This window comes from Xanthomonas sp. WHRI 7064 (genome assembly GCF_040202355.2).
Classification (GTDB): Bacteria; Pseudomonadota; Gammaproteobacteria; order Xanthomonadales; family Xanthomonadaceae; genus Xanthomonas; species Xanthomonas arboricola.
In genome coordinates this window covers 2,839,898-2,851,086 of the sequence record NZ_CP167821.1, presented here as the reverse complement: position 1 = coordinate 2,851,086, position 11,189 = coordinate 2,839,898, and the positions used below count along the sequence as shown (strand labels likewise).

At 62.4% G+C, this 11,189-nt stretch carries 6 protein-coding genes and 1 pseudogene; 6 read left to right on the top strand and 1 reads right to left on the bottom strand.

From position 1 onward, the window contains the following. The first annotated feature begins 210 nt into the window (after window positions 1–210). From ABQY74_RS12240 to ABQY74_RS12225, 4 genes and pseudogenes are all read left to right on the top strand, one after another. Complete coding sequence (locus ABQY74_RS12240; RefSeq protein ID WP_102584887.1) at window positions 211–3,108, top strand: TonB-dependent receptor domain-containing protein; 2,898 nt, start codon at window positions 211–213, stop codon at window positions 3,106–3,108. Window positions 3,109–3,255: 147 nt separating this feature from the next. After that, window positions 3,256–5,631 carry a beta-L-arabinofuranosidase domain-containing protein gene (locus tag ABQY74_RS12235; RefSeq protein WP_349791611.1) on the top strand — a complete coding sequence of 792 codons (2,376 nt, stop codon included), beginning with the start codon at window positions 3,256–3,258 and terminating at the stop codon, window positions 5,629–5,631. A gap of 263 nt (window positions 5,632–5,894) precedes the next feature. Continuing rightward, window positions 5,895–6,193, top strand: a pseudogene (locus ABQY74_RS12230) (integrase core domain-containing protein); the annotation flags it as partial. 291 nt (window positions 6,194–6,484) lie between these two features. After that, complete coding sequence (locus tag ABQY74_RS12225; RefSeq protein WP_349791609.1) at window positions 6,485–7,813, top strand: hypothetical protein; 1,329 nt, start codon at window positions 6,485–6,487, stop codon at window positions 7,811–7,813. A 95-nt stretch (window positions 7,814–7,908) separates the two neighbouring features. On the opposite strand, the gene htpG is transcribed toward ABQY74_RS12225, so the two are convergent. Then, window positions 7,909–9,813 (bottom strand): molecular chaperone HtpG, encoded by a 1,905-nt coding sequence (gene htpG / locus ABQY74_RS12220; RefSeq protein ID WP_349791608.1) that lies wholly within the window; start codon window positions 9,811–9,813, stop codon window positions 7,909–7,911. Window positions 9,814–9,984: 171 nt separating this feature from the next. On the opposite strand from htpG, the gene rsmD reads away from it, so the two are divergent. After that, window positions 9,985–10,674 carry a 16S rRNA (guanine(966)-N(2))-methyltransferase RsmD gene (gene rsmD, locus ABQY74_RS12215; RefSeq protein WP_208415162.1) on the top strand — a complete coding sequence of 230 codons (690 nt, stop codon included), beginning with the start codon at window positions 9,985–9,987 and terminating at the stop codon, window positions 10,672–10,674. Then, the gene (gene coaD / locus ABQY74_RS12210) at window positions 10,671–11,177 is read left to right on the top strand and encodes a pantetheine-phosphate adenylyltransferase (RefSeq protein ID WP_016903280.1); all 507 of its coding nucleotides are present in this window, start codon (window positions 10,671–10,673) and stop codon (window positions 11,175–11,177) included. The genes rsmD and coaD overlap by 4 nt, the downstream gene beginning before the upstream one ends. Window positions 11,178–11,189 lie beyond the last annotated feature (12 nt).

Below are 11,189 nucleotides of genomic sequence, written 5' to 3'. Positions count from 1 at the left end.
TGCGGAACCAACACCCTTTTTGACAACACGCGCTGCTGCGTGACCCTGCGTGGTCGTGCGCGTCGCAGGTTGTCTGCATGTCTGCAGCACAGCGCTGGCGAGAAGTTTCGCTGCGTGCGCGTCTGCCATCCATCTTGCCCTGCGCTGGCGTCCGCCGGCACGGGTGTGTGTTGCCCATCGTTTGTCTGCCATACGAATCAGGAGCCTTGCATGCCGATGCCGCTGTTGCCTTTCTCCCAGACCTCCGGCACGCCCACGCGCCCGGTGCCGAGCATGCTCAGCGCCGCGTTGCTGCTGGCGCTGTCTGCAGGCGTCAGCGCACCGGTGTCTGCACAGCAGACCGGCAGCAGCGGTGATGCGCCGCAAACGCTGGACAGCGTGGTCGTCACCGGCTCGCGTCTGCGCCGCGTGGATACCGAAACCGCCAACCCGGTGGTCACCGTCAGCCAGGAACAGATCGCCGCGACCGGCAAGGCCACGGTCGGCGATCTGCTGCAGGAGCTGCCATCGATCGCCGGCAACGCCACCAATCCGTACACCAACAACGGCGGCGGCACCGGTGCGTCGGCCATTTCGCTGCGCGGTCTAGGCGACAAGCGCACCTTGGTGCTGGTCAACGGTATTCGTCTGGCCTACAACGACGTCAACGCGATTCCGTCCAGCATGATCGAGCGCATCGAAGTGCTCAGCGACGGTGCCTCCGCGGTGTATGGCTCCGACGCCATCGGCGGCGTGGTCAATTTCATCCTGCGCAGCCAGTTCGATGGCGTGCAGTTCAGCAGCGACTTCGGCACCAGCAGCGAAGGCGACGGCAACCGACGCAACTTCACCCTGACCACCGGCAAGACCTGGGAGCGTGGCAGCCTGATCGGCGGCCTGTCGTACCACAACATCGATCCGGTCTCGGCAGCGGCGCGCGACTATTCCAGGGACGCGCTTGCGTTGACCAACGGGCAACCGGTGAAGCAGGGCTCGTCCGCAACGCCCACCGGTACCGTGAATTTCAACGATGGCTCGGATCAGTCCACGCAGCTTGCGCAAGCCAACGGCTGCGGGCGTGTCACCCTCAACAGCGGCGTGAGCGGCCGCGCCGGCCCGGGCGATTTCCACTGTTACAACGCCAGCGCCGACTCCTACAACTACCAGCCGTTCAACCTGTTGCAGACCCCGCAAAAGCGCACTAACGCGTTTTTGCTTGGCAGCTATCGCTTCACTGACAACGTCGAGGGCTACGTCAACACCTGGTTCAGTAAAACCGAATCCGCATCGATCATTGCGCCGATTCCGATCTTCGCCAACGGCGACAACATCCTGGTGTCGTCGCAGAGTTACTACAACCCGTTCGGCGTGAACTTCGGCACCGATCGCAGCACCGGCACCTCCTACAACGACCTCAACACGCGCGCCACCGTGCTGGGCAATCGCAGCTATCAATACAACACCTACAACTTCCAGATCAGCCCCGGCTTGCGCGGCCGCTTCGGCGACAGTTCCTGGCAGTGGGACGCCACCTTCAACTACGGCAAGGTCAAACAGAAGTCGATCAACAACGGCTTTCTGGACTATGCCGCGTTCAATCAGGCCATTGGTCCCTCGTTCCTGGACAGCGATGGCGTGGTCAAGTGCGGCAGCGCGGGCGCGGCGATCGCCGGCTGCACACCGCTGAACTTCTTCAACCTCAACGACAGCGCCAACCTGTCCACCCTGCAGGGCATGGTGGTCAACCCCATCGTGACCAGCGTCTACACGGTCAAGCAATTCGAAGCCAATGCCAACGGCTCGCTGTTCGAACTGCCGGCCGGCACGGTCAGCCTGGCGACCGGCGTCTCCTATCGCAAGGAGCGTTCGACCACCGCCTCCGACCCGCTATGGACCGGCGATGAAGACGGCCTGTGCGGGGTGATCGAGTTCTGTTCGTCCACCCTGGCCGGCAGTTTCGACGTCAAGGAGGCCTATGCCGAAGCGCTGTTTCCGCTGCTGAAGGACCTGCCCGGCATCAACGCCTTGAACATCACGCTGGGCACGCGCTTTTCCGACTTCAGCTCGGTCGGCAGCAAGACCAACAGCAAGGTGTCGCTGGAATATCGCCCGATCGAGAACCTGCTGATCCGCGGCACGGTGTCGGAGGTGTTTCGCGCGCCCAACATCAACGAGCTGTACGCCGGCGTGGCCGGCGATGCGGCCACCGTCAACGACCCATGCAATGGCTACACCGGTGGCAATAGCGTGGCCTGCGCCAATGTGCCCACCGATGGCAGCTACCAGCAATCCGATGGCCAGGTGTCGGGCAAGGTGTCTGGCGCAGCAGTGGCCGGGTACCAGCTCAAGCCGGAAACCGGCAAGTCCTACGACGTGGGGCTGGTGTACGACCCGCAGTGGATCGATGGGCTGTCGCTGAGCGCGGACTGGTGGCGCATCGATCTGGAAGACACCATCACCACGGTGTCGGCGCAGACCGTGCTCAATCAATGCTTCGCCAACCCGGCCAGCTCCTTCTGCGCGTTGATCCATCGCAACGGCAACGGCACCATCAATTACATCGCCGAACCCACCGTCAACCTGGGCAAGCTGTGGGCCAAGGGCATGGACTTCAACCTGACCTACCGCGCGCCGCCCACCGCATGGGGCAATCTCAGCGCCGGGCTCAACGGCACCTATCTCACCCGTTACGACGTGCTGCCCGATACCACCGACCCCAGCTCGGTCACCATCCACAACGTCGGCCGCTACACCCAGGCCTACGGCAATTTCCCGCGCTGGCGTGCGCTAGGCACGGTGAACTGGGCGTTGGACGACTGGAGCGCCACCTGGCGCATCCGCTATGTGGGGCACACCGCCATCGGCAATTCGGATCCGGACCAGAGCCTGTCGGCCGATTCCAGCGAGCCGATGGTGGTGCGCAAGATCGGCGCCTACGTCTACAACAACCTGCAGCTCGGCTACAACGTCGAACCGTGGCACACGCGCTTTGAAGTGGGCGTGGACAATATCGCCAACAAGCAGCCGCCGTTGTATTACTCCAACAATGTCGGCAACGCCAATACCGATGTGGCCACCTACGATCTGCTCGGTCGGTTCTACTGGGCGCGTGCCACGGTGAAGTTCTGATCGGGCCGGTGTATCGCGGTGGCGTGCGCTCAGATGCCATCGGTCGCGGGCGTCATGTATGTGCACGCGCGTGTTACCGCGACTGCGCAGTTGTTGTTGTAACGGCGCGCGCGTTCTGCACGCGCCGACAGGAGCTAAGCTGAGCCCATGACCGAGACGTACCCGAGCGAGTTGCCCAACGACCATGCGCCGAGCCTGTCGCGGCGCCGTTTTCTGGCCTGGAGCAGCCTGGCGGTTGCGGCGGGTTTCCTGCGCTTTCCGGCCCAGGCCAGCGCCGCACAACCCGGCAGCGTGCGCGCCGTGCCGCTGGCGCAGGTGCGGCTCACGCCGTCGTTGTTCCTGGACGCGCTGCACACCAATCGACGTTACCTGATGCGGCTGGAGCCGGACCGGCTGTTGCACAACTTCGTGCTGTACGCCGGCCTCGATCCCAAGGCGCCTGCATACGGCGGCTGGGAGGCGGACACCATCGCCGGGCATACGCTCGGTCACTATCTCAGCGCATTGGCACTGACGCATGCGCAGACCGGCGATGCGCAATGCCGCACGCGCGCCGGGTATCTGGTCGCAGAGCTGGCACGCTGCCAGGTGCATGCAGGCGATGGTTATGTGGCTGGCTTCACCCGAAAGAATGCAGCAGGCAAGATCGAAAGCGGGCGTGCGGTGTTCGATGAACTCAGGCGCGGCAAGATCGACCCGGCGCCGTTCTACCTCAACGGCAGCTGGGCACCGCTCTACACCTGGCACAAGTTGTTTGCCGGCCTGCTCGACGTGCATGCGCATTGCGACAACGCGCAGGCGCTGCAGGTGGCGGTAAGCCTGGCCGGCTATCTGCAAGGCATCTTCGCCGCACTCGACGACGCGCAGCTGCAGAAGGTGCTGTCGTGCGAATTCGGTGGCCTTAACGAATCCTTCGTCGAGCTGCATGTGCGGACCGGCGATGCGCAATGGCTGGCACTGGCGCAGCGCCTGCACCACCACGCCGTGCTCGATCCCTTGGTCACCCAACGCGACGAGCTGGTGCATCAGCACTCCAATACCAACATCCCCAAGCTGATCGGCCTGGCACGCGAGTACGAAGTCACCGGCGATGCCGCCTCGGGCGCGGCGGCGCGCTTCTTCTGGCACACCGTCACCGACCACCATACCTACGTGATCGGCGGCAATGGCGACCGCGAGTACTTCCAGCAGCCGGACAGCATTTCGAAGTTTGTCACCGAGCAGACCTGCGAGCACTGCGCCAGCTACAACATGCTCAAGCTCACCCGACATCTGTACCAGTGGGGCCCGCAGGCCGAGTTCTTCGATTACTACGAGCGCACGCTGCTCAACCACGTGTTGGCGCAGCAGCATCCGCGCACCGGCATGTTCACCTACATGACACCGATGCTGGCCGGCGAAGCGCGCGCTTGGTCGTCGCCGTTCGACGATTTCTGGTGTTGCGTCGGCAGCGGCATGGAAGCGCACGCCCAGTTCGGCGATTCGATCTACTGGCAGGACGGGCAGGGCGTTTACGTCAATCTGTATGTGCCCTCCAGCGTGCGTGATGCCGCCGGGCTGGACATGACCCTGCGCAGCACGATGCCGGAGCAGGGCAGCGCCTCGCTACGCATCGACGCCGCGCCGGCCGAGCAACGCACGCTCGCACTGCGCGTGCCCGGTTGGGCGCAGTCGCCGAAGCTGCAGCTCAACGGCCAGCCGGTCGATGCCACCGTCAACGAGGGCTACCTGCGCATCGCCCGCGTCTGGCGCGCGGGCGACACGCTCACGCTGTCGTTCGAGATGCCGCTGCGCCTGGAAGCCACGCCGGACGACCCGGCCTGGGTCTCGGTGCTGCGCGGGCCGCTGGTGCTGGCGGCCGACCTGGGCGATGCGGCAAGACCCTGGTCGGGCAAGACCCCGGCATTGATCGGAGGCGATGACATCCTGCAGCGCCTGCAGCCGGTGCCAGGCAAAACAGCGTTCGACTACAGCGACGGCGCACAGCACTGGCGGTTCTCCCCGTTCTACGCCCAGTTCGATCGCCGCAGCGCGCCCTACCTGGAGCATCGCGATGCCGCCGCATGGCAGCAGCATCAAGCCGAGCAGGCCGCAGCAGACGCGAAACAGCAGGCGCTGGACACGCGCGCACTGGACCGCATTGCCCTGGGCGATGAAGCCTCTGAAAAAGCCCACGGCCTGCAAAGCGAAAGCTCCTACGCACTGAGCTACCGCCGCCGCGCCGGCCGCGATGCCCGCACCGGCGGCTTCATTGCCTTCACCCTGCGCAACACCGCGAAGGCCCGCATCCTGCGCCTACGCTACTGGAGCGACGAAACCCGCCGCCGCTTCCGCATCCTCGCCGACGGCGAGCTCATCGCCAACGAACGCCTGGACGGCAACCGCGGCCTGGACTTCGTCGACGTGGATTATGCCTTGCCTGCAGCAGTGGCCGGCCGTACCACCTTGCAGATCCGCATCGAGCCGGAGACTGGCTACTCCGCTGGGCCCGCGTTTGGTTGTTGGGTGTTGGAGTCGGTTTGAGTGCTGTATCAAGCGCATATCGAAGGGATGACGGGGGAACCCACCCTAACTTTGAAGAGAGCATGGCACCGGAGAGCAAAGAGGCCACGCCCGCAGCCACTCGAAAGAACTCAGACATGCAACATCAAACCCTTCTCCGCTCAGGAGAGGGGTTGGGGTGAGGGTACTGCGGTGAAGCCGCAGCCTATTTTCAATGGCACAGACCCCTCGCTTCACCGAATTGAATCCCGCACCAGAGTTGACGTGAAGAGGTGTTGACCGAAGAACTGGTTCGCACGGACAACGGAAAAGAATTCTGTGGCGAGGCTATGGGCGCATGCGCGTGGTGTGCAGCGACGTCTGATCCAACCTAGCGAGCCGAACCAGAACTCTTACGTCTAACTCCTTCAGTGGCAGGCAGCACGACGAATGCCTCAACGAGCACTGGTTCCCGCGCGCCGAAATCGATTGCCGGCGATGCGACTACAACGAGCGCCAGCTCAAGAAAACGATCGGGGCCATAACACCGGCTGCTTGTGCCCAACGGTTGACCAACAGCGATATCAGCAACCCAAGAGCCTAAACTCGACAACTAATCAAAGAGGCGTGGGCGTCGCAATCTGTGGGTGATGCGTCGGCAGTTGTTGCCGACTAAGGGATAACACTGATGGGCGGCACCAAAATCCTCGAGGAAATCTGAGAAATTAGTTCGTGTGTCGTCAAGTTACGCGCCAGCGACGTACCGCAGGTTGGGATTGAGGCATCTGGCGCATTGTTCCGGACCTCCCTAGGAAAGCGATCACATCCGTGAGCGTGCTTGTTGCTGTGAACGCGCGATCAAACTAGGATAATCATTTCGAACGGGGAGAAAAAAATGGCGGAAACCGTAGCTGTCAGCGATAACGAAGACGTTTCTGTGATGGCGGCGAAGCTATGCAATTCGCTACGCGAGTTTGCAGAAGAATTGGGCGCCCGCCATCCTAGTGGCACCCAGTCCTTTTATGCTGGTTTCAACTACAATGGCTCCGTCATACAGCCGGTTGACTTAAAGATCAGTGCGACTGCACTTGCAGAGCGTTATGAATCTTATAACTGGACGGCCTGTAATCACGAGCATGCGGCAGAGTGGTTTAACGATCTAGCGGCCAAGGTTGATTTGGCAAAGACTGTTCTTCCAAATCTTTTTAGTTCTGCGCATGTTGCTGAGGGAATGCAGGCTCTACTGACAACTATAAAAATTCATGTTGATTCTCTGGTCGAATTATCGGTCGTAGATGAGATGCTGAAATTACCCCAAAAAATCCAGCGAGATGCATCGCGTGCTGCGGATCGTCTGTCAAATGCTTCTGGTAAAATTGAGGGTATTGAGGCGGTTTTGGCTAAAATTGCAGCCGCTAAGGAGCTTGCTGAAAATCTCGGGGCTACTCAAGAAGATCTGGAAGCTGCTCTGAAAGAGGTGGAATCTGCTAAGACTAGCTCGCTCCGGCATGAGCAGGCGGCTAAGGCTGCTGCGGAACATGCAGATGCAGCATCGGTCGAGTTGAAGGAGCATCTTGCAGAGGCTGAGAAAACGATGGCACGTGTCGCAGCAGCTTACCGTGCGTCGACTTCTGAAGGGCTTGCGAAAGCTTTTTCAAAAAAAGCTGAAAATCTAAATAAGTCGATATATCTGTGGATTTTTGCATTATTGGTTGGGCTTGTTGGTGCTATATGCATTGGTGCGACAAGGTTTCCATCGATATTGGCCGCTTCGGTTAATCAATCGGGTCAGTCTATAAATATAAGTGCGGTGTTAGTGCAGGTTATTTTAGCGGCCTTGTCGCTAGGGGCGCCAGTTTGGCTGGCTTGGGTGGCAACCACTCAGATCGGACAGCGTTTCAGGTTGGCTGAAGATTACGCTTACAAAGCTGCTCTTGCCGCAGCGTATGAGGGCTATCGTAGTGAAGCTGCCCGATTGGATCCTTTAATGGAAGGACAGCTTTTTTCCATAGCTTTGACTAGACTCGATGAGCTTCCTTTGCGTTTAGTTGACAATCATGTTGCTGGTAGTCCTCTTCATGAGCTTATAAAGTCTGTTGAATTTTCTGCAGCAATGGACGCTGTGCCTGGTCTGCGCAGACGGCTTGATGCCATTTTCCGGCGCGAGGCTAAGACCTCAGGGGGGACGTCTGTCGATTCTGCGGCGTCTTCCCTTCCTGAGTAGTAGCTGTGTTGAGAATTCGTGATTGATTAAATTCCTCTATATAAAAAACCGGCATTGAGCCGGTTTTTATATTTCTTCCTTTGGATTAAAAAGTCCTAAACAGACAACTCCAACAACAACTTGTTCAACCGCTTCACATACCCGGCCGGATCCTTGAGGCTGTCGCCCGCCGCCAGCGCGGCCTGGTCGAACAGCACCCGGCTCAGATCGCCGAAGCGGTCCATGTCGGCTTCCGCATCCAGCTTTTCGATCAGCGGGTGGGCCGGGTTGAATTCGAACACCGGCTTGGACTCCGGCACGGCCTGGCCGCTGGCTTCCAGCAGCTGACGCATCTGCAGGCCCAGGTCGCCCTGGCCGATGGCCAGGATTGCCGGGGAATCGGTCAGGCGGTGCGAGACGCGCACTTCGGCCACGTCGTCGCCCAGGGCGGCCTTGATGCGCGAGGCCAGGCCTTCCTTGGATTTGGCCACTTCTTCCTGCGCCTTCTTGTCTTCCTCCGAATCCAGCTTGCCCAGATCCAGGTCGCCGCGTGCCACGTCCACGAACGACTTGCCGTCGAACTCGGTGAGGTAGCTCATCAGCCATTCGTCGATGCGGTCGGTGAGCAGCAGCACTTCGATGCCTTTCTTGCGGAAGACTTCCAGGTGCGGGCTGTCCTTGATCTGCGCGTAGCTCTCGCCGGTGAGGTAGTACAGCTTGTCCTGGCCCTCGGCCAGGCGACTCACGTAATCGGCCAGGCCCACGCTCTGCGCGCCGGTGGTGTCATGCGTGGAGGAGAAGCGCAGCAGGCCGGCGATCTTTTCGCGGTTTGCATAATCCTCGGCCGGGCCTTCCTTCAGCGCCTGGCCGAAGTTGCGCCAGAACGTTGCATAGTCGTCCGGCTTGTCCTTGGCCAGCTTCTCCAGCATGTCCAGCGAGCGCTTGGTCAGCGCCGACTTCATCGAGTCGACCACTGGGCCGGACTGCAGGATCTCGCGCGACACATTGAGCGACAGGTCGGACGAATCCACCACGCCCTTGATGAAACGCAGGTACAGCGGCAGGAACTGCTCGGCCTGGTCCATGATGAAAACGCGCTGCACGTACAGCTTCAGGCCCTTGGCCGAATCGCGGTGATACAGGTCGAACGGGGCGCGGCCGGGCACGAACAGCAGCGAGGTGTATTCCAGCTTGCCTTCGACCTTGTTGTGGCTCCACGCCAGCGGGTTGCCGGCATCATGCGCGACGTGCTTGTAGAACTCCTGATATTCCTCGTCCTTGATCTCGGACTTGGGCCGCGTCCACAGCGCGCTGGCGCGGTTGACCGCTTCCCACTCCGGCTCGGTGGGCGCGTCGGCCTCTTCCCCGTGGTGCTCCTTGCGCATCTCGATCGGCAGGCCGATATGGTCGGAGTATTTCTTGAGGATGCCGCGCAGCGTCCAGCCGTCGGCAAAGCTGTCTTCGCTGTCCTTCAGGTGCAGCACGATGCGGGTGCCGCGCTCGGGCTTGTCGACGCTGGCGACCTCGAACTCGCCTTCGCCACGCGAGGACCAGTGCACGCCCTCGTTGGCAGGCAGGCCGGCGCGACGCGAGTACACGTCGACCTGGTCGGCGACGATGAAGGCACTATAGAAGCCCACGCCGAACTGGCCGATCAGGTTGGCGTCCTTCTTCTGGTCGCCGCTGAGGTGCTTGAGGAAGTCGGCGGTGCCGGACTTGGCGATGGTGCCCAGATGCGAGACCGCATCCTCGCGGCTCATGCCGATGCCGTTGTCGTCGATGGTGACGGTGCGCGCGTCCTTGTCGTAGTCCACGCGGATGCGCAGCTCGCCGCCGCCTTCCAGCAGCTCCGGCTTCACCAGTGCCTCGAAACGCAGCTTGTCGGCGGCGTCGGCGGCATTGGAGACCAGCTCGCGCAGGAAGATTTCCTTGTTCGAGTACAACGAGTGGATCATCAGCTGCAGCAGCTGCTTGACCTCGGTCTGGAAGCCAAGCGTCTGCTTGTCGGTATCAACGGTCATTGGGGTCGTGCTCCATGGTGGCCCAGGCCGCAACGCGGCCGATGGCCTGGGGGATGAGGCCGTGTGGGGATTTTTCAAGGCGGGCGTGCGCCAGATGGCCTGCGTCCATGGCGATCGAGGAGGGTGGTTGCGGCGATCGCGGCGGTATCATGGCCGGCCAACCGTCCTGCCTTGAGCCATGTCGCCATTTGCGCTGCCGCCGTCCTGCACCCGTTCGCCCGCACCCGGCGCGTGGCGATGAGCCGCCCCGCACGGCCGGCGCCACGCGGCGCGGAAGGGCAGGTGCGCATCGTCGGCGGGCGCTGGCGCAATACCAAGCTGGCGGTGCCGGACCTGCCGGGCCTGCGCCCGAGCAGTGACCGCGTCCGCGAGACGGTGTTCAACTGGCTGATGCCGCGCCTGCCCGGCGCGCGCGTGCTGGACCTGTTTGCCGGGTCGGGTGCGCTGGGCCTGGAGGCGGTGTCGCGCGGCGCCGCGCACGCGACCCTGATCGAGCGCGACCCTGGCCTGGTGCAGCGCTTGCGCCAGCACGTGACCAGGCTGGATGCGGCCGATCAGGTGCAGGTGCTGCAGGAGGATGCGCTGCGCTGGCTGGAGCGTGCGCCGGTGGCGCAGGCCAGCATCGCGTTCGTCGACCCGCCGTTTGCCGCCGGGCTGTGGCCCAGCGTGCTGGAACGCCTGCCCGCGCACCTGAGCGCCGACGCCTGGCTGTACCTGGAAGGCCCGGCCGAGGTCCCGCCGCAGGTGCCGGCCGGCTGGCATCTGCACCGCGAAGGCGTCACCCAGCAGGTGCGCTATGCGCTGTACCGCCGGGCCGCTGCTACACTGAACGGCGATCCGACCCCGGTAGTTTCCGTATGAGCGTGGCCAATAGCCGCACCGCCGTCTATCCCGGTACCTTCGACCCGATCACCAACGGGCATATCGATCTGGTGAACCGCGCCGCGCCGTTGTTCGAGCGTGTGGTGGTCGGCGTGGCCTACAGCCCCTCAAAGGGCCCGGCCCTGCCGCTGGAGCGCCGCGTGGAGCTGGCCCAGGAAGCACTGGCCGCGCACGCCAATGTGGAAGTGCGAGGCTTCGACACGCTGCTGGCCCACTTCGTGCGCGACATGGGCGCTGGCGTACTGTTGCGCGGCCTGCGCGCGGTGTCCGACTTCGAATACGAATTCCAGATGGCCAGCATGAACCGCCATCTGATCCCGGAGGTGGAGACGCTGTTCCTCACCCCGGCCGAGCAATACAGCTTCATCTCGTCCTCGCTGGTGCGCGAAATCGCGCGGCTGGGCGGGGACGTGTCCGGTTTCGTTCCGGCTTCGGTCGTCGAAGCCTTGCGGCAGGTGCGCGAGTCCCGCGCGCAGGCCTGATTCTCTAGCAGT

What these genes read in the sequence shown, in the direction of transcription:
- ABQY74_RS12240 (WP_102584887.1), top strand. Translation starts at nt 211, where the DNA reads ATGCCGATGCCGCTGTTGCCTTTCTCCCAGACCTCCGGCACGCCCACG.
- ABQY74_RS12235 (WP_349791611.1), top strand. Translation starts at nt 3,256, where the DNA reads ATGACCGAGACGTACCCGAGCGAGTTGCCCAACGACCATGCGCCGAGC.
- ABQY74_RS12225 (WP_349791609.1), top strand. Translation starts at nt 6,485, where the DNA reads ATGGCGGAAACCGTAGCTGTCAGCGATAACGAAGACGTTTCTGTGATG.
- htpG (WP_349791608.1), bottom strand. Translation starts at nt 9,813, where the DNA reads ATGACCGTTGATACCGACAAGCAGACGCTTGGCTTCCAGACCGAGGTC.
- coaD (WP_016903280.1), top strand. Translation starts at nt 10,671, where the DNA reads ATGAGCGTGGCCAATAGCCGCACCGCCGTCTATCCCGGTACCTTCGAC.